General features: G+C 57.8%; 13 protein-coding genes. 9 read left to right on the top strand and 4 right to left on the bottom strand.

The features are described 5' to 3' along the window. Positions 1 to 20 precede the first annotated feature (20 nt). From hypB to Q1A59_RS09710, 3 genes are all read right to left on the bottom strand, one after another. Positions 21 to 695, bottom strand: coding sequence for a hydrogenase nickel incorporation protein HypB (gene hypB / locus Q1A59_RS09720; protein ID WP_298406976.1), 675 nt, complete (start codon positions 693 to 695; stop codon positions 21 to 23). Next, positions 692 to 1,036 carry a hydrogenase maturation nickel metallochaperone HypA gene (gene hypA / locus Q1A59_RS09715; protein WP_298406979.1) on the bottom strand — a complete coding sequence of 115 codons (345 nt, stop codon included), beginning with the start codon at positions 1,034 to 1,036 and terminating at the stop codon, positions 692 to 694. Before hypA ends, hypB begins: the two co-directional genes overlap by 4 nt. A gap of 102 nt (positions 1,037 to 1,138) precedes the next feature. Beyond that, positions 1,139 to 2,002, bottom strand: coding sequence for a DUF1641 domain-containing protein (locus Q1A59_RS09710; protein ID WP_298406981.1), 864 nt, complete (start codon positions 2,000 to 2,002; stop codon positions 1,139 to 1,141). Positions 2,003 to 2,368: 366 nt separating this feature from the next. On the opposite strand from Q1A59_RS09710, the gene hypF reads away from it, so the two are divergent. The 3 genes from hypF (at position 2,369) to Q1A59_RS09695 (ending at position 10,776) form a co-directional block, all read left to right on the top strand. Beyond that, the gene (gene hypF / locus Q1A59_RS09705; RefSeq protein WP_299644917.1) at positions 2,369 to 4,696 is read left to right on the top strand and encodes a carbamoyltransferase HypF; all 2,328 of its coding nucleotides are present in this window, start codon (positions 2,369 to 2,371) and stop codon (positions 4,694 to 4,696) included. Next, positions 4,696 to 7,083, top strand: coding sequence for an Eco57I restriction-modification methylase domain-containing protein (locus tag Q1A59_RS09700; RefSeq protein WP_299644916.1), 2,388 nt, complete (start codon positions 4,696 to 4,698; stop codon positions 7,081 to 7,083). Before hypF ends, Q1A59_RS09700 begins: the two co-directional genes overlap by 1 nt. Before the next feature lie 336 nt (positions 7,084 to 7,419). Continuing rightward, entirely contained in the window at positions 7,420 to 10,776 is a 3,357-nt protein-coding gene (locus Q1A59_RS09695; RefSeq protein ID WP_299644915.1) for an ExeM/NucH family extracellular endonuclease, read from the top strand. A 188-nt stretch (positions 10,777 to 10,964) separates the two neighbouring features. Here the strand turns inward: Q1A59_RS09695 and Q1A59_RS09690 are convergent, their stop codons facing one another. Further along, positions 10,965 to 11,438: a glutathione peroxidase gene (locus Q1A59_RS09690; protein WP_298406992.1), complete on the bottom strand. Its 474-nt coding sequence runs from the start codon at positions 11,436 to 11,438 to the stop codon at positions 10,965 to 10,967. A 301-nt stretch (positions 11,439 to 11,739) separates the two neighbouring features. Here Q1A59_RS09690 and Q1A59_RS09685 point away from each other — a divergent pair, with 301 nt between their 5' ends. The 6 genes from Q1A59_RS09685 (at position 11,740) to Q1A59_RS09660 (ending at position 19,778) form a co-directional block, all read left to right on the top strand. Continuing rightward, on the top strand, positions 11,740 to 13,293 hold the full coding sequence (locus Q1A59_RS09685; RefSeq protein ID WP_298406995.1) for an ATP-binding protein: 1,554 nt from the start codon (positions 11,740 to 11,742) through the stop codon (positions 13,291 to 13,293). Between the two features lie 15 nt (positions 13,294 to 13,308). Next, entirely contained in the window at positions 13,309 to 13,941 is a 633-nt protein-coding gene (locus Q1A59_RS09680; RefSeq protein ID WP_298406998.1) for a metallophosphoesterase, read from the top strand. Between the two features lie 445 nt (positions 13,942 to 14,386). Next, entirely contained in the window at positions 14,387 to 15,301 is a 915-nt protein-coding gene (locus Q1A59_RS09675) for a DUF4032 domain-containing protein (protein ID WP_298407001.1), read from the top strand. A 51-nt stretch (positions 15,302 to 15,352) separates the two neighbouring features. After that, positions 15,353 to 17,851 (top strand): glycosyltransferase family 39 protein, encoded by a 2,499-nt coding sequence (locus Q1A59_RS09670; RefSeq protein ID WP_299644914.1) that lies wholly within the window; start codon positions 15,353 to 15,355, stop codon positions 17,849 to 17,851. Further along, the gene (locus Q1A59_RS09665) at positions 17,848 to 18,963 is read left to right on the top strand and encodes a winged helix DNA-binding domain-containing protein (protein WP_299644913.1); all 1,116 of its coding nucleotides are present in this window, start codon (positions 17,848 to 17,850) and stop codon (positions 18,961 to 18,963) included. The genes Q1A59_RS09670 and Q1A59_RS09665 overlap by 4 nt, the downstream gene beginning before the upstream one ends. Then, a complete protein-coding gene (locus Q1A59_RS09660; protein WP_299644912.1) occupies positions 18,954 to 19,778 on the top strand; it encodes a lipoyl protein ligase domain-containing protein in 825 nt (274 codons plus the stop codon). Before Q1A59_RS09665 ends, Q1A59_RS09660 begins: the two co-directional genes overlap by 10 nt. Positions 19,779 to 19,781: the final 3 nt, after the last annotated feature.

Here is a 19,781-nt window from a genome sequence, read left to right as displayed (position 1 = left end):
GTACGCTTTGCGCCTTTGCGTTAACCCCTTTGCGCCTTGAAACGCTCGCGAAGCCATACCAGCCACTCGTCGAGACCACCTTCGTGACGGGCAGATGTCGCAATGATCGGCGCGAGCGGGTTAACAGCGCGAATATTCTCTTCGGCCATTGCGCGATCAAATCCCACCGGCTCAGCTAAATCCATCTTGGTCAACAACACTGCATCGGCAGTAGCGAAGGTTGAAGGGTACTTCAAAGGTTTATCTTCGCCCTCGGTTGTCGAAAGCAGCACGACTCGGGTTGCTTCACCGAGGTCATATCCTGATGGGCAAACCAGATTACCAACGTTCTCGATAAACAGTAGATCAAGCTCGTTCAAATCCCAACCTTCAAGGTGGCGCGCAACGATGTCTGCCTCAAGATGACACATATCACCGGTCTGAATTTGACGCACCAAACCGCCACTCCGGGCTAATCGGCGGGCGTCGTTATCGGTGGCGAGATCGCCAACCAGTGCCGCTACCCGGTATTCGGCCAGCAGCGCGCGCATCGTCGCTTCGAGCAGGCTGGTCTTGCCGGCGCCGGGGCTAGAGAGCAGGTTGACTACAAACACACCAGCGGCGTGAAAGCGGCTGCGCAGCTCGGCGGCGAGTTGGTCATTCTTGCTCAACACACCCTGTCGAATCTCGATCAACCGTTTGGCTTCGTAACTCATGGCGTCTCCAATGCCACTAATTCCAATTCGCGCCCGTGAACGATCTGGCCGGAGGGTTGGTTGCACTGCGGGCAACGAAACAAGCGCGGGTTCGGTAAGGTCACTTCGGTGTTGCAGGTGGGGCAAAAGACTGTTACTGGCACCTCTTCGATCATCAATTCGGCGTTGGCCAGAGGCGTGCCTTCGGCGGCGATGGCAAAACTGAAGCGCAGCGCATCGGCGACCACGCCGGCCAGTGCGCCTATTCGTAAATGAACGGCGCTGATCTCATCTGCGCCAGCTTCGGCAGCGGCGGCGCTGGCAATCTTCACGATGTTGTAGGCGATAGATAATTCGTGCATAGGTTTTGAATGTAAAGGCGCAACGTGCGCAAAGGACACAGCTTAAGCATAGCAGTACTCTTCCCGCCTTTGCGTTGGCGTCCTTAGCGTCTTGGCGCTCCTTCACTTCAACGAACTGCCAAAGCGGCGACCAAATTCGACGATCAGGCCAGCGGCGCGTTGTACATCGGGGTCGCGCAAAGCGCGGAGTAGCCCGAATAGACCGACGGGTTTTGGTGACTGGCGCAACGTCTCGCGGCTGGCAACGAAGGCGTCGCCGGCTTCGCCGACCAGTTTCACCGTGTCTGGGTGGAACACCCCCGAATCGAGTAGGGCATCGAATTCGGCAGAGGCAATGAACGGCTCGATCTTCTCAATCACCTCGATAAAGTTAGGGGCAACTGCCACAAGTCGCGGGAAGTACGGCAAGAAGGCGATAAAGGCATCTATCAGCTTATCAGGCGTGATCGCGCTATTGCTCAGCACAACACGCAATTCTTCGACCGAACTACGGATATTCTCGGTCAGCTCATCACCACGGGCAAGCAGGTGATCAAGTGCGCTCACAAGGAAGGCGAGTAACTCGCTCTGGCTGAGCAATCGGTCGAGTGCCGCGAGGGTTTGTGGTTTGCTAAGCGTGACGAGCAAGCGCTGAAAGGCCGGTTGGCTAGTGAGCGTTGCGAGTTGCTCAACCGTATCGGTCAACTGCGGCAACGTGCGCGCCAGCCGCACCAGTTGGCCGGCGATCTCGCCACTCTCCGCCGGCAGCGCCGCGCGCAACTCTTGCATACTAGCCGCCACATTATCGGCGATCACTTCACCGCGTTGCAAGAGACTATCAACTGCACCTGCTGAAAAAGCAAGCAATTCGGCGTGGTCGAGTAAGCGGTGAAGGGCAGCAGCCGTCTGCGGTTCGTTCAGCCGGTCGAGTAAGGCGGCGGCGTTCAGCGGACGGTCGGCATACGTGGCGGCGCCATTGCTGCTCATGGTGTTCCTCTTACAACAGTGATTGATGGCGAGTACCAACAATTGGTTGACGCTTAGAAGTCTGTACCTCCTTCGCGTCTCTGTTCCAGATTCAGCGCATCTTGGCGAGTGGCGGCATAGCCAATTTGTAGAGTGTAGAACGTGACTATTAGCACAAATTATAATCGTCGCGAACTGTTAACGTCAAGTAGCAGCTTCATAACCATAGGTTACGACAGCGGTGCATTTGTTCGTAGGTATGGTGTGCAAAACCATAAGTCAGCGTTGCATAGAGATGTTGGGATAATAGTCCATTCTGACTTCCTCTCCTTCCACGCTTTGCACCCTCGCGCCTTTGCGTTTATCATCCATCGTATGGAACCAGCAATGATCAATTATCAGCAGCGGCGCTGGCGGATCAGTGTGCGCGGCATCGTGCAAGGCGTCGGCTTCCGGCCCTTTGTGTTTGGCTTGGCTGAACGTTGGGGGCTGGCCGGTTTTGTGCGCAACGATAGCGCCGGCGTGACGATTGAAATCGAGGGTGAGGAGGGCTTGTTGCACGAGTTTGTAATGGCGCTGCAACGCGAAGCGCCGCCTCTCGCCCGCATCGAGCAGGTGAGCGTTGAGCCGCTGGCGTTATTGGGCGAGCGCGAGTTTGTGATCGCGGCCAGCCAAACGCAGGCCCAACGCCGCACGCTGATCGCGCCCGATACCGCTACCTGCGCCGATTGCCTGCGCGAGATTACCGATCCAACTGATCGCCGCTATCGCTATGCGTTTACCAACTGCACTAACTGCGGCCCGCGTTTTACCATCGTGCTCGATGTGCCCTACGACCGCGCCAACACGACGATGCGTAGCTTCCCGCTCTGCGCGCGGTGCCGAGCCGAGTACGAAGACCCGCGTGACCGCCGATTTCACGCTCAGCCAACGGCGTGTCCGGTGTGTGGGCCGCAGGTGCGGTTTTTCAGGGGTGCAAGCGGGGTAGAGATGGATTCGCATTCCGATCCGCTGATCGCGGCGGCGACCGCGCTTGCGCACGGTCAGATCGTGGCGATCAAGGGGTTGGGCGGCTACCATCTGGCCTGCGCCGCCGATGACGAGGCGGCGGTGCGCCGGTTGCGCCAGCGTAAGCAACGTGAGGCACGACCGTTGGCAGTGATGGCGTGTGATGTGGAAATGACCGCACGGCTCTGCGTGATCGATCCGCAATCACATGCCTTGCTGACGAGTCCGGCCCGCCCGATTGTGCTGATGCCGCGCCGGCCTGACGCGCCGGTTGCGCCGTCGGTTGCGCCGGGGATGCAGACGTTAGGGGTGATGTTGCCCTACACGCCGTTGCACTATCTTCTGTTGGCCGATTATGCTGCGGTCATTGGTTCGCAGCGGGTGGCGGCGATTGTGCTAACCAGCGGCAATCTGAGTGATGAGCCGATTGCGTATGAAGATGAGGATGCAGCGCAGCGGTTGGGTGCAATCGCTGATGCCTTCCTGACCCACAACCGCCCGATCCACATGCGCTGCGACGATAGTGTGGCGCGCGTAGCCGCCGGCGGGCCGCTCCTCATCCGTCGCTCGCGCGGGTATGCGCCCGCGCCGATCACGCTGGCTCACGAACTGCCCTGCCCGATCCTCGCCTGCGGCGGCCATCTCAAGAACACCTTCGCTCTCGCTCGCGGGCGCGAGGTCTTTCTGAGTCATCACATTGGCGATCTCGAAAATCTGCCTACGCTGCGCTCGTTCCACGAGGGGATTGCTCACTTTCAACGGTTGTTTGAGATTGTGCCCGAGGTAGTGGCTTTCGATCTGCACCCCGGCTATCTAGCTACCCAAGCGGCACTCGCAATGCCAATTGAACGTAAGATTGGCGTGCAACATCACCACGCCCATATTGCCGCTGTGCTGGCCGAATACGGTCACACCGGGCCGGTAATCGGGATTGCCGCCGATGGCAGCGGCTATGGGCCGGACGGAACAGTGTGGGGGGGTGAGGTGCTGGTAGCGACCTGTGCCGAGTATGAGCGTGTCGGTCATCTTAGGCCGCTGACCTTGCCCGGTGGTGAGCAGGCGGTGCGCCAGCCGTGGCGGGTGGCAGCAGCGGCGCTGGCTCAGCTCTACGGCCCTGATTTCTGGCGACTTGCGCTACCGTTTACCCGGCAGCTCGATCAAGCGGCGTGGCAGGTGTTGGCCCGTATGATTGAACGGAGCCTCAATAGCCCGCGCACTTCAAGCCTTGGGCGGCTCTTCGACGCTGCCGCCGCACTGGCCGGCATGGGCCAGATTGCCCGTTACGAAGGCGAGCTGGCTATTCTCTTCGAGCAGATCGCCGATCCACAACAGCCGCCTTATCCAATGCCACTCCGCGAACCGGCTATTATTGGCGGGCCGTTTATACTTGATGGATTAGCGCTGCTGGCGGCGCTGGTTGATGATCTGCAGGCCGGGGTTGCACCGGCGGCAATCGCCGGTCGGGTGCATCACGGGGTTGCGCAGGCGCTCTTGGCGGCTTGCCGGCGGGTGCGCGATGAGCGCGGTCTCACGACTGTTGCCCTCAGCGGCGGCGTGTTGCAAAATGTCTTACTTCTGGAGACGCTGGCCGATGCGTTGCGCGCCGATGGCTTTACTGTACTGATCCCGCGCCTTGCCCCGCCGAACGATGGTGGCTTGGCGTTGGGGCAGGTGGCAGTGGCTGGGGCGCGGTTGAGGTGTGCGTGATGGAACATTGTCTCACTTCCGAACGAATCGCTGCCCATTTCTACACCGAACTGCAACCGTCTTACGTCAGCTTACACGCTCGCATACAGGGCATTGCGTGTGAACACGAGCGGCGCTGGTATGCGACGGTGCTGCTGTCACGGCTGATTGTGCTCTGGTTCATCCAAACCCAAGGCTGGCTTGACCGCAACCCGGCGTATCTGCCTGAGCAGCTAGCGTGGAGTCGTACCCACTTCGGCCCGGATCGTTATTACCGTGATGTGTTACGCGCGCTCTGGTTCGATGGGCTGGGCCGCGTGCGTGATGAGCGCGACGCGGCGACCAACCGTCTGCTCGGTGATGTTCCTTACCTTGGGAGCAACCTCTTTGTTCCGCATCCACTCGAAGTGCAGCATGGCGATACAATCACCATTCCAGACAGTGTGTTCGAGCAGCTTTTCACCTTTTTTGGTCAGTGGTGCTGGTATGTGCATGGCCGACCGGGGCGGCACGAACGCGAGATCGATCCTGAGATTGTGGGTTACGCACTCGAACAAGCCATCAACCAAAAGGAGCTAGGCGCCTATTATACACACGACGACGTTAGCGCCTACATTTGTCGCGCCACTATCATCCCGGCGCTGTTCGATAAGGCCGGGCTGTCGTTAGCACCGCTCGCCTTAGCGCAGAACATCCGCCGCTACATCTACCCAGCGATGCAGCAAGCCGTCCCCTTACCAACCGAAACTGACCGTGAACAAGCTGCGCGGCATTCCCAAGTAGCGGCCATTGTCGCGGCGGCAACCAGCGGCCAGCTTGTCACGATCAACGATGCGATCACCGCCAACCTTGACCTTACCGCGCTCATGGCCGATCTGATCTCGCAGCTCGATCCGCATCGCCTCTTGGCCCTCTTCACCGCACTCGTCGGCGATCCGCACGGCGGGTACCCTCCGCTCAGCGTGCTTGATCCAACGGTTGGCTCAGGCGCATTCTTGCTCGCCGCCCTGCGTGTACTGACACCGATCTACCATGCTGTGCTTGGACGGATAGCCACTATTCAACCAGATTGGCTTGCATCACACGAAATAGGCGCTGACGCTCATCGCAGCGACCAGATTATCAAATGGATTGTGGCACATAATCTGTACGGCGTTGATCTCATGCCAGAAGCGATTGAGGTCTGCAAATTGCGCCTCCTGCTTGTGCTTATTGCCGAATATGCTAACGTGGGCCTGCGCACACCGTTGCCCAACCTCGACCACACTATCCGGCTAGGTAACGCGCTGGTGGGAGAGGGAAACGGCTCTATCGAGGCGCACCCGTCGCCTGCTCAATATCACCACACCCAAACCTTCAATTGGCATGAGGCGTTCCCTACAATTCTTGCCAATGGCGGGTTTGACGTGATTGTCGGTAACCCGCCCTACCTTCCCTACCGTAACGTCAAACACAACTACCGCATGGTAGAGTATCAGACGGCAGGCAGTGGCAACCTCTACGCCTTTGTCATCGAACGCGCATTGCAGTTGCTTAAGCCGCACGGCAGATTTGGCATGATCGTCCCGATCGCGTCGGTCTCAACCGAGAGGATGCGGCCGCTGCAACAGCTCTACCGCAGCTATACTCAGTGGCATAGTCACTATGCAGTGCGACCGGGAAAGCTCTTTGCCGGTGTTGATATGAACCTCACCATCACGCTCTTACATCAGTCGGACGGTGAAGCGCGCGTGTACAGCACTACCTACCACCGTTGGTTCAATCGCCCACCGAGCGACCGACCGTTTCTCTTCGCCAAGCTGAGCTACTGCCGTTGGGATGGTATCACTACCCATGCCAACCCACTCCCCAAGATCGGCTCACCGATTGAGATTGCCATCCTAACCACTATGCATCAACACCGGAAAAAACTCAAAGACTTCATTGTCGAACACGGCACACCGATCTACTACCATTCTGGCGGTCGTTATTGGCGCAAAGCCTTGCCCGAAAAACTCTCATCCCACTATAAACCTATCACGGTACCCGTCCATCTGCGACCGATCGTATTCGCCTTGCTCAATAGCCAACTCTTTTACTGGTATTGGATTGTTAATTCCAACTGCATGGATGTTGTCGCTCGTGAAGTTTTGGAACTTCCGGTTTTTGATCTGAATCTGGTGGATGTGGAACCGTACTGCACCCTTGAACGCGAACTACTCGCGGTCTACGCGGCTCACCGCTGTCACCGCATCCGTCGTGGCGAGAGGATCAACACCGGTGAAATCAACTTCGACGCTAAACCGGCCAAACCGATCCTCGACCGGATCGACCGTCAGCTTGGTCGAGATTACGGTTTTAACGCCGAAGCAGTCGATTTTATTCTCAATTACGACATCAAATACCGAATGGGGCGAACGATCGATTAAGGTAAAGGGCACAAAGGAGGTAACCGCAGAGGCGCAAGGGGAACGCAATCATGCTCTGTATCTTTGCGGTCTTCGCGTCTTAGCGTTATACCTCTTCTGCACAGCACTGCACGTGACGTTTTGTTCATCATGACAATGACAAAAATGTCATGAAATCGTTTATCGATCCCAACAATTCCTTAACACTGATTTCAAGGTTTACTGCTATCATTGCTACGCTTGATTATTCAACCATTGCGACGTGGTGTACCTTGTCTGCATCCCCTCGCAAACCCGCCGCATGGCCGTGTCGCTGCTGGGTAGTATGTTCGCCTGTCATTCAACGAGGTGCAGGGTATGCATGCTGCATTTGGCGGAATCCGCCGCTGGGTCGGGTTATTGCTCGTAATCGCGTTTGTGTTCGTACCGTTCGGGGTTGGGCTACCGGTCGTGCGCGCAGTAAGCGCCGATTTGGTCATTAGCCAAGTGTATGGCGGCGGTGGCAATAGTGGTGCGCCGTACACAAACGACTTTGTTGAACTCTTCAACCGTGGTACAACAACCGTCTCGCTGAGTGGGTTATCGATTCAATACGCCAGTGCCACCGGCACCGGCAATTTTGGCAACAATCCGGTCGTGCTTTTAAGCGGGTCGCTCGCTCCCGGCCAATACTATCTCGTACAATTGGCCGGTGGTGCGGCGGGCGCACCGCTGCCGACGCCCAATGCGACTGGTGCAATCAATGCAAGCGCGAGCGCTGGCAAGTTTGCGCTCGTCAATAGCACCAGCGGCCTTGCCTGCAACGGCGGTTCAACGCCATGTACGCCGGCGCAGTTGGCGCTGATTATCGATCTAGTCGGTTACGGCAATGCGAACTTTTTTGAAGGTGCGCCTGCGCCAACGCTAAGCAATACCACGGCTGCGCTGCGCAACGGCAATGGTTGTGTCGAGACCGATAACAACGCGAGCGATTTCAGCGCCGGGCCACCCAATCCGCGCAATACCAGTAGTCCGGCCAATCCGTGTAGCGTGCCACCGCCTCCGCCGCCGATGACGGGCAATTGTCCCGATGTGCCGAATGTGAGCCTGATCAGCCAGATTCAGGGCACGATCGACATTTCGCCCTGTGTGAGTGAAGAGGTACTGGTTGAAGGCGTCGTGGTCGGTGACTTTGAAGGGCCATCACCCAATCTGCGCGGCTTTTACGTGCAAGAAGAGGTTGCCGATTGGGACGCTGACCCACTGACGTCAGAGGGTATCTTTGTCTTCAACGACAACAACAATAACGTGAACCTCGGCGATCTGGTGCGGGTACGTGGCACAGTCAGCGAATTTCAGGGCCAAACCCAGATCAGCGCCACGCAGATCACCGTCGTCGGCACCGGTACCGTCGATCCCGTTGATGTAACGATGCCTTTCCCCAGCGCCGATTATCTCGAACGCTACGAGGGCATGCTGGTGCGCTTCCCGATGAAGTTGGTCGTTACTGAGCATTTCCAGCTTGGTCGGTTTGGGCAGGTGGTGATGTCAGCGGAAGCACGCCTCTACCAGCCGACCAGCCTTTACCCGCCGGGGCCGTTGGCAGCGGCAGTGCAAGCGGCTAACGACTTGAACCGGATCATTGTCGATGACAATCTCCAAAACCAGAACCCCGACCCGATCCTGTTTGGTCGCGGCGGTAATCCGCTCAGCGCGAGCAATACGCTACGCGGCGGTGATAGTGTGACCGGTCTCATCGGGGTGATGACCTATACGTGGTCGGGCAATGCGGCGAGCGGTAATGCCTACCGAGTACGGCCGGTCGGCGATCTAAGCGATCTGTGGCCGGGGGGTGGCGTGCCGGCTTTTGCCGCCGATAATCCGCGACCGACTGCACCTCCCAGCGTTGGCGGTAGCATCACCGTCGTCGGTATGAACCTCCTCAACTACTTCAATACCTTCAGCGGCTGCACCAATGGGCTGACCGGTAGTCCAACCGGTTGCCGCGGAGCCGAGAATGCTACTGAGTTTGCCCGCCAGACAAACAAGACTGTCGCGGCCATTGTTGCACTCAACCCTACTGTGCTAGGTGTGATAGAGATAGAGAATGACGGCTATGGCCCGAATAGCGCCATCGCCGATCTGGTCAACCGGCTCAATGCAGTGACTGCGCCGGGGACGTATGCGTTTATTGATGTGGACGCAGCAACCGGGCAGGTTGATGCGTTGGGGAACGATGCGATCAAGGTCGGTATCATCTACCAGCCAGCGCTAGTCACGCCGGTTGGCCAGACGGCGGCGCTCAACACGCCGGCATTTATCACCGGCGGCGACAGCGCACCACGCAATCGGGCGGCGCTGGCGCAAGCATTTGCCGAGAATGCCAGTGGCGCACGGTTTGTAGTCACGGTCAACCACTTCAAGAGCAAGGGCAGCGCCTGCGATACCCCTGATGCCGGTGATGGGCAAGGTAACTGCAACATCGTGCGCACCAATGCGGCCAACGAGCTGGCAGCATGGTTGGCAACTGACCCAACCGGGGTGAACGATCCAGACGTGTTGATCATCGGCGATCTCAACAGCTATGCCAAAGAGGATCCCATCCGGGCGCTGGAGGCGCAAGGCTACGAAAATGTGATCGAGCGCTTCGGCGGGCCAAATGCGTATTCGTATGTCTTCAACGGTCAGTGGGGCTATCTCGACTACGCACTGGCAAACGCCAGCCTGAGCGCCCAAGTGAGCGGTGTAGCTGAATGGCATATCAATGCCGATGAGCCGTCGGTCCTCGATTACAACACGAACTTCAAATCGGCCAACCAGATCAACACGCTCTATGCACCCGACTTTTACCGCACCTCGGATCACGATCCAGTGGTTGTTGGTCTCAACCTTGATGGTACACCGCCGGTCACGGCGGCTAGCATCAACGGCCCAACGAATCCGCTCTGCCCGGCCAACTGCTACGCTGGTAACGTCACAATCACGCTGAGTGCGACCGATGATCGGTCAGGTGTGGCTGCGATCACCTACCGCGTGAATGGTGGTACGTTCCAGCCCTACACCGATCCGTTCACGCTCAGCGGCGAGGGTACCTACACGGTCGAGTTCTTTGCCCGCGATGGAGCCGGGAATGTTGAACCAGTACAAACCGTTACAGTGGAGGTGCGTCCCTTTCCGGGTTCACCTACCCTTGATACGTTCGACCGGGCCAACGGTCGCTTGGGATCGAACTGGAGTGGCGCAACCCAGCTTGACCAGTACCGGATTGATGGCAATGCGGTGACAGTCGAGAAGGGCGGGCTTGCGTTGTGGCGGCCAACTATGTTTGGGCCAGATCAAGAAGCCTTCATGCGGTTGACGGCGATCGACCCGAATGGTCAGCACCACACGCTGGCCCTGAAGGTGCGCGGGAGTGGCGGACGGAATGGCGCGCTGTTGGTGAGTTACGATGCGGTCAACCAACACGTGGTCGTCGAGGCCTTCGTACCGGGACAGGGTTTCGTGACTGTTGCCACCTTTGCTGCAACTGTTGCTAACGGTGACACTCTCGGTGCGCGGGCACGGGCCGATGGCACCGTTGAGGTTTTTGTGCGCTGTGCACGGATCGGTGTGGCTGATACCCGACCTGCTGCCGGTAACCGTTACGTAGGCACTGGTGGCCGGATCGGCGTCTGGTTCTACAACAGCGGCGGCGCCGGATTTGATGACTTCGGCGGCGGCGATCTCGTGCCATAAGGTTGGAACAATATGGAGTGCGGCAGTCAAACTGCCGCATTCCACAACGCAATCTAGCGGAACACAACATCTCGGTATGTAGTGCGGCAGTGCCACTAGCGAGAGAATAGAGACGGGATGTGAAAATGGCATGCGGCAGCTTGGCTGCCGCATGCCACATGAGCAACCGCCAAGATCCCATCATTTCATCATAGTAACTCTACCATCTCGCGCTCAACCACGCCAACAGTATCGGTCGGCGCAAAGCGGCGCACCACACGACCGTTACGGTCAATCAGAAACTTCGTGAAATTCCACTTGATGGCAGTGCTGCCGAACAACCCCGGCTGCTGCTCTTTGAGATAAGCAAAGAGCGGATGGGTGTCTGGCCCATTCACGTGGATCTTCGCAAAGAGCGGAAACGTTACTGCATAATTGCGGGCGCAAAAGGATTTGATCGTCGCTTCATCATCAGGTTCTTGATTGAAATCGTTGCTCGGAAACCCAAGCACTACCAACCCGCGCTCGCGATAGCGCCGGTAGAGCGATTCGAGATCACCGTATTGGGGGGTAAGACCGCAGTGGCTGGCAACATTGACGATCAACAATACTTTGCCGCGATAAACCGAAAGGGCGAGCAGATCACCGTCGCTAGTGTAGGCTGAGAATTCGTAGATGCTCATCAGCGATGGCTTTAAATATTTGAAATTTCAAAAATGAACCCTAAATAGTATGATCGGATTTCGCCGAATTGTCAACCCGTCATACCGGCGGGCAATGTGGTATGCTGATGGCAATCGGTACAGGCATCGCTCCCGCTGTCGAGGGTGATGGCTTCGCCGCCGGCGGCGGCTCGTGAGGATAAGTGATGAGCGACGAGGATTGATCCCGCAGCAATCTTTTCATGCAATAACAAACGAGAAATTCTGTACAGACAGCCTAAAAAACTCTTATCAATTTACTTAAATTTCGTATCGTAGGTGTATGACTGATATCAACGACAAACTTGCCCCAACTACCCTTGCCTCTACCCCCGACCAATCTCCGGCGGTGCCAGTGCGCTGGCTGCCGTGGCAGCGTTTGCGACAGAGCTTGGTCGCTGTCCCGTTTCGGGTGCGGTTGACGTTGCTCTACACCAGTCTCTTCTCACTTGCGCTGCTTGTGATTGGGATTGGTGTGCATTTTGCGGTGGCGCAAGCACTCTACTCCGGCGTCCAACGTGATCTCACGTCGGCGACCCAACAAGTGCGAGCAATCCTTAACGCAGTTGGGTTGCAAAGCATTCGCACCCCGAGTGGCCAGTTGCAACTCTTTCTCGATCGGGATTTCATTCAGCTTTTTACTAATCGCAATATCGGCGCGCAATTTTTTCGGCCTGATGGTACGTTGGTGAGCAACACTCCGAATCTCGAACCATATATGCTGCCGTTGCCGCCGGAAGCGTTGCAATTAACCTCAACCGATACGAACGGGATCACCATTGTGCGCGATGTCAACGGCGTACCGGTCAAATCACTGATTACTCCGGTTGTCTTACGTGATGGGCAATTGCTCGGTTTCTTGCAAGTCTCCCGCCCGCTTGATGATGTAGCTGATACGTTGACGCTCTTGCAGCAAATTCTGCTTGGCGGCGGGATGATTGCCTTGATCGTAACGGGTATTGGAGCGATGTATCTGTCGAAGCGAGCGTTACGCCCAATTGAGCAGATCACTTTGACCGCGCAGAGCATTGTGCGGGCCGAGGATCTCGGTCGCCGGATTCCCGAACCGGCCCAACGCGATGAGCTTCACCAATTGACCGTGACAATTAACGAGTTGTTATCGCGTCTTGAACAGCTCTTTTCCACGCAGCAGCGGTTTGTGGCCGACGTTAGCCACGAGTTACGCACACCCTTGACGGTGATGCAGGGCAATCTCGAAGTGCTCGATCGTGGTGCCGGCGATGATCCGGCTTTGCTCAAAGAGGTGATCGGCGATATGCGGCGCGAAACAGCACGTTTAATCCGCATGGTGAATGATCTGTTGCTGCTCGCCCAAAGCGAGACGCATGTCGCGTTGCGCCACGAGCCGGTTGAGCTTGACACCTTGCTGCTTGAGGTGTTTCGCGAGCTGCGCCCGCTAGCCGGTCAAGTGCGGTTACGGATCGGCGCTGAGGATCAGATATTGGTCTATGGCGATCGTGATCGGATTAAGCAGGCGTTGTTGAATTTAGGGGTGAATGCGTTGCAATACACCCCACCGGGAGGGTTGGTGGTGTTAGGTCTCGAACGCTACGAGCAGTTTGCCTGTCTGAGCGTAGCCGATACCGGTGTTGGCATCAGCGAAGCTGAACTTACCCATATTTTTGACCGCTTCTACCGGGTTGATCGCTCGCGTTCGCGCCATAGCGGCGGGGCCGGGTTGGGGTTGTCGATCGTGAAGTGGGTCGCCGAAGCGCACGGTGGCTATGTGACAGTGGCGAGCGAAGTGGGGCGCGGCAGCACGTTCGCCATCTATTTGCCGTTGCCCGATCCGGTTGCGTTGTCTGGCGCAGAATAGAGTACAATAGGCGGCATGCGCACGCTTACGATTAGCGACGAAGTCGTCCCTGCTGTCTATAGTCTGAATATCAAACAACGCTTCGCTGATGTCCAACTCGTGCTGGCCTGCGGTGATCTACCGATCTACTATCTCGAGTTTGTGGTGACAATGCTCGGCCAGCCTTGCTTCTACGTCTGGGGTAATCACGACTCGCCAGAAGTGCAGGCTGATGGACAAGTTGTCAGTTATGCGCGCGGTGCACTCTGCGTGGAAGATCGGGTAGTCTACCATCAAGGACTGTTGATCGGCGGTTTGGGCGGTTCGATCCGCTACAAGCCCGATGGTCATCACCAATACACTGAAACGCAGATGATGCTGCGGGTATGGCAAATGGTGCCGCGCTTATTGCTCAACCGGCTGCGCTACGGTCGCTATCTCGACATCCTGCTCACCCATGCCCCTCCACTCGGTATTCACAACGGCCCCGATTATCCCCATCGCGGCTTTCGGGCATTGTTGTTCATGATGCAGTGGTTCCGTCCCCGCTACCTCATCCATGGTCACATCCATCTTTCCTACGGGTTTGGTCACACGACTGAAACGAAGTATGGAGATACGCTGGTCATCAATACGGCCGGCTATCGGGTACTCGATATTGTGGTGTGAAGTTGAGCAGGGTATCGTAGGGGTGATTGTCAGTATGCCTATCGAATACCCTCGCGAGCAGAGCGCACGGCGTAGGGCGGCATTTGTTCCATCCATTATATTATAGAGTGCGGAGTAAATGCCGCCCTACAGTTAGAGTAACTTATCTATCATATGGCGGCATAAATGCCGCCCTCCAATTAGGGCAACTTATTTCCGCAGGGTGGTGTTTACTCTGCCCCTCCCCCCTCTTCCCGCAGGGGGAGAGGGGAATGGTGTTTTTGGTAGGGCGTGGACACCGTAGGGATGGGTTTGCAATCCGTCCCTACCTTACCAAGACAGTTTTCTGAGCAACCTTCTATGTTGCAATCACATCCATCCCATGGTACGCTACCCGTGACAACGGCCGCCGACGCTGTCGGTCGATCACCTAATAGGGTTATCATGAGACCGAAAGGAGTGGCCAATGTCAGCCATTCAAGCGATCGTTCACGACGAATTCACCCGCATTCGCCGCGACCAGATGCTGCGCGAGCTGCTGGCGCTGATTACGCGCCGTCCCAACGAGCTGTTGCCGTTCGATGAGGTGCGAGCGCGGCTAAATGTCCGTGGCCAACACTACCTTGGTCATCAGACGGTGCCGCTCGATAAGATCATCGGCAGCGAGGGCCGGTACAGCGATTTCGACCGTCAGTTTGCGCCTCGACATAATGCTAATCGATTCCGCTGGATGAGCATCGATCGTGCTCATCACGAAGGAACACCGTTGCCGTCAGTCGAACTGTATAAATTGGGTGATATTTATTTTGTAAAAGACGGCCATCACCGTATCTCGGTGGCGCGCTTTCAAGGCCAGCGCGAGATTGACGCGATTGTCACCGAGCTGGTGGTTGATGTGCCGCTCGATCCCAATCTCAGCTTGCGCGATTTGCTCTTGAAAGAGGAGTATAGCGACTTTCTAGAGTGGACTGGTCTAGCCAATTTGCGCCCCGATCAGCGGATCGAGTTTAGCGAACCCGGTGGTTATCTCGATTTGGTGCGCCATATTAATGCCCATCGCTACTATCTGGGCCAAGAGTTGGGGCGGCCAATATCGCGCGAGGAGGCGGTGGCGAGTTGGTACGATAACGTCTACATGCCGGTGATTGAGGTTATCCGGGCGCAGAATGCGCTACGCTACTTCCCCGGTCGCACCGAGGCCGACCTCTACCGCTGGATCATGGATCACCGCTGGTATCTGCGTGAACGCAACGGCGGCGCCGATCCGGGGCCGTTGGTGGCAGCGTCGGATTATGTACGGCTTTTTGGCCGGCGCAGTTTGGCGGCGATTACCGATTGGCTGTTGGGTGCGTTGCGGGGGAAGGCTGCCGGTGCAATCTAAGCGATTAATCTCTCGCAGCCGCGGTTGCGCCGTTTCCGATAGGAAGCTATAATGCGCAGCGTGATTAGAACGCTTGCACGCCCAACCTTTTCGTTCCAACCAGCCTTGTTGTTGCCAGTGGCGTTGACGCTCATCGCCATTGGTTTGTTATGCTTCTCGCCTATTCGTACCTCACACGCTTGGCGCGTTGGTGAAGATCACGAGCCGGTGCTTGTTGGTTTTTATACCAACGAGCAGAATGAGACTGACCTTTTTCGTTGGTCGCAACCGCGGGCTGCATTATTTCTCTACGGCTATCGCGGCGTGCCGGCACTGGTCGAGTTGCGCTTGGCTGCGCCGCGCCAGCCGGGTGTTTCTCACGAACAGGTAACCTTTTCGTCTCAAGATGGGCCATTAGGCATTACGACAGTAGCACCGTATTGGCGGCGCTATCATTTCCTCGTTCCGACCAATCCTATTGGCGAGACCACCCTGCGCTGGGAAACTCAACCATACGTTGCGTTGCCTGATGTACGTGAGTTGGGCGTGGTATTAAGCAGTGTGAGTCAGGTACCCTTGGCTGATCGTCCCCCGCTCAGTGCTCAGACGATTACTTGGAGTATTCTGCCATTGCTGGCATGGATGGTAGGTATTGCTTGGCGTTGGCCACCTTATTGGCGCGATTGTGCTGCATGTTTAGCCCTGTTGCCAGCAGTTGGGTTAGCGTGGTGGCCGGTTACGGCTGAGTATTGGTTGCCAATGTTACCGTGGCCGTGGTGGCCAGTGGTTCCATTGCTGGTATTGGTGATGTGGCCTGTGCTTACTGGTGGTTGGTATTTGATGTGGCGTCCTGTTCATCTATGGGTTGCGTCTCGACCGTTAGTAGGCTGGAGTGGGCTGGCAATCGCCTTTGCGAGTATCCTAGTCTTACGCGCTGGCGCATCTGTATGGCTGTTCCTACCGCTTGCCATCGTCGGTGTCGGTGTGGCATGGCCGCTCTTCACCAATCAGGAGGATGTGTCTTCATGGCCGATTGGTAAGTTACTGGTTGTTATCACTGGTATTGCCTTAGCAACACGACTAGTAGGGCTCGAGCAAATGCCACTGGCGTTGTGGCGTGATGAAGCACGTCATGGGCTGCTCGCTTTGCAGATTTGGACAGAGCCAACCTTTCGTCCGATTTATGTGCCGGGTTTCGCCGATCTACCAGCGCTGCTCTTTTATCTGATGGCGCCGGTGGTGGGGATGCTGGGACCAAATATGTGGAGTGTGCGCCTAGTGAGCGCAGTTGCCGGCGCCTTGACACCGCTGGCACTCTACTGGTTTGCTGCGCCATTGATTGGCCGGCGAGCGGCAATGTTGGGTGCAGCCTTGCTGGCTTGGGCCTCGTGGTCATTAAGTATGAGCCGCTGGGCCTTCCCTGCCACGCTCGATCATCTGCTGGTGCTGACGGCGGCTGGATTACTGTGGCGTGGCCTTGATCCGGTGCGGCGCGGTTGGTGGTGGTACGTAGCCGGTGCAGCGGCGTTAGGGGGGCTGGCTGTTTATACCTATCACACCGGACGGCTTGCACCGGTGGCATTGATAGTCGTGGTGCTCATTCGGTTGGGCCGCGATCCAACACGCTGGCGGCTGGTCTGGTCGCGGTTGGTGCTGGCAGCGCTGTTGGGGGCACTCGTCATTGCACCCCTCGTCTGGTACATTCTCAATGACAGCACCGGTTTTAATCAGCGCGTTGGCATAGTCTCAATTTTCCAAGCGAGTGATCTTTACCGTCACCGTCCACTTGATTTTCTTGCCGAGAACATTGTTCGCTACGGCTTGATGTGGCACGTGCAGGGTGAAGCCAATGGTCGCCACCATTTGCCGCTGGTGCCGATGGTTGATCCGGTGGTTGGCCTGCTCTTGCTAATCGGCGTGGGCTTGGCGTGGCGCGCGCGGCGCACGTCGGCAGTTGTATTGCTGGCGCTGTGGCTGCTGTATTACCTGCCGGGCTTGTTGAGTTTCAACGCGCCGCATGCGATGCGCTCGCTCGGCACCCTCGCACCGGCCTGCGCGCTGGCCGGGTGGGGGCTGAGCCGGTTGGCAGCCGGTGCGCAGTGGCGGCACTGGTTAATCCCCGCCGCGCTGGCGGCAAGTTTGGCCGTGAACCTGTGGGTCTACTTCGGTCAGATGCCGCACGACCCACGAGTGTATGGCAAGTTTGATCGAGCCGAGACGGTGATGGCCCAGCTTGTGCGTCGCGCTGCTGCGCCTCATGATGCCGCTCAGACCGTGCCCGTCTATCTGCCGCGCGAGTGGGCGCTCAGCGATACTGTGCGGTTTCTGACAGCACATTTACCGCTAGAACAACGGCCACGAATTTGGCGCGGCACGCTTGATCCTGACAGCGATGCGCTGGTCATCTTGCCTGCTTTTGCCAATCCTGATGAAGTTGCTGCAGTCTTGAGCGCACTTGGCCCAACCGCCGTCGAGATTGTGCCAACCCCTACCATTCCCGCCAACGCCGAACCGCTGGTGCGCGTCTTTGCTCGCGGTGCGGCCGCCCGTGCTGTGATGAGGTCGCCATGAAAGCGGCGGTTGATCTGCGTGTTGCCCAAGCAACAGTGGCCCGGTTTGTGAACAATGGCTTGCTGACACCGTTTATCAGCCCGGAAGCTGCCGCTATCCACCTCGCTGGGGTGCAGGCCCAGATGTTGCCTGCCGCTGGGTTGGCGCTATGGAATCGCGTGCCGGCGTTCACGGCGGCTCAACTGGATCATCTGCTCTACCACGAACGTTTACTGGTGCGGTTGTGGGGCCAGCGTGGGACGTTGCATCTCTACGCGGCGACTGATTGGCCGCTGATTTACGCGGCGCAGGCGGGCCGCGCCACCTATTGGGAGCAAGAGGCGCTGCGCGATGGCTGGGATGCGGCAGAGTATGAGGCGTTTATCGAACGCGTTGCGCGCTGGTTGGCCGAGCACGAGACGATGGGGCGCAGCGATTTGCGCCGTCTCGTCCCCGAGATTGATGATCGCCATTTATCAGGCTGGGGCGGCATCTTTGCGATTCTCACGCGGCGTGGTCTAGCTTGTAACGCTGCACCAACTGGTGGTGAAGCCCGTATGGCTCACCGACTGCGCTGGCGGCCTGATCTTCGCTGGGATCCGCCGGCAACCGAGACGGCCAATGCCGAGTTGATGCGCCGCTATCTGGCTGCATTTGGGCCGGCAACGCTGGCCGATATGACTTGCTGGCGTGGGCGCACGCAGGCCGAGATCAAGCGTTGGTTGGCACTGTTGGGTGATGAGGTGGTGAAGATGACGGTTGCCGGTAAGCCGGCGTGGTGGTTACAGAGCCAACTGGCTCGTCTGCATGAATTGCCGGAGCCGGCTGAATTGCCGCCGCATCTGCTTGGTCGGTTCGATCCACTCTTGCTCGCAACCCGCGATCGAAGTTGGTTGGTCGATGCGGTTGACTACAAACAGGTTTGGCGGCCAGCCGGTCACGTTGAGGCAACCATTCTCCTCGCGGGGCGAATTGCCGGAACATGGCGGTACGATTGGCGTGGAGCGGCGATGGTTGTGACGCTCCGTCCGTTCGCTCCTCTGCCGCCAGCGGTACGGACGCAGATCGAGATGTTGGCGGCTGCTGTTGCCGCCCATTTCGCCGCACCATTAAGGGAATGGGTATGGGTGTGATGAATGAGTGGCGTTTGTTACCGCCGGCGCAGGGCGATCCGGCCAGTGAATTAGCCGCCAGTGCCGCGATGCTGGCCGGGTTGGTCACAACGCAGCAACCGGCCATTCGCTGGTACGCAGCCGCTGCCAACCCAGCGCTGGTGATCGGTTCTGGTCAGAAATTGAGCGATATTGATCGAGCAGCATTGGCGCAAGCCGGTATCACGCTCCACCGGCGAGCGAGCGGCGGCACGGCTGTGCTTTTTGTGCCCGGTTTTTTGATGCAAGACATCGTACTCCCGGTGACACATCCACTTGCCCACCTCGACGTGAGCGAGTCGTACCGCTGGTTGGGTGAGGTGTGGCAAGCGACCTTGGCCCAGTTTGGCGTAGCAACAACCGTGATCGAGATCGCTGCCGCCCGCGCTGACCGGGCGACACTCGATCCGCTGGTGGCGCGCGCGTGTTTTGGCGGCCAATCGCCTTACGAATTGCTGGTAGGCGGACGCAAACTGGTTGGCTTCGCTCAGATCCGCCGGCGCGAAGGGATGCTGTTTCAAGTTGGCCTCTACACCCATTGGCCGGGAGCGCAATTGGTGGCGCTGTTGGCTATCTCTGAGCCTGAACGCCGCCGCTTGACGGAGCGGCTGGCGGACCGCGTGACCGATTTGGCGTCTGTCTGCGCCAACCCGCCCGGTCTAGCATCCTTGGCTAACGCATTTGCCGCCGCGCTCCATCAGCGGTACGATGTAACTATCGCGCCCTCCGCTTGGACGGCAGCGGAATTGGCAGTGATGGCGGCGGCGCAGACCCGGTTTGCGCCGTTGGGCGGGTGAAGT

The sequence above is a fragment of the uncultured Chloroflexus sp. genome (genome assembly GCF_937951745.1).
Lineage (GTDB): Bacteria > Chloroflexota > Chloroflexia > Chloroflexales > Chloroflexaceae > Chloroflexus.
This window is presented reverse-complemented; position numbering and strand designations above follow the sequence as displayed.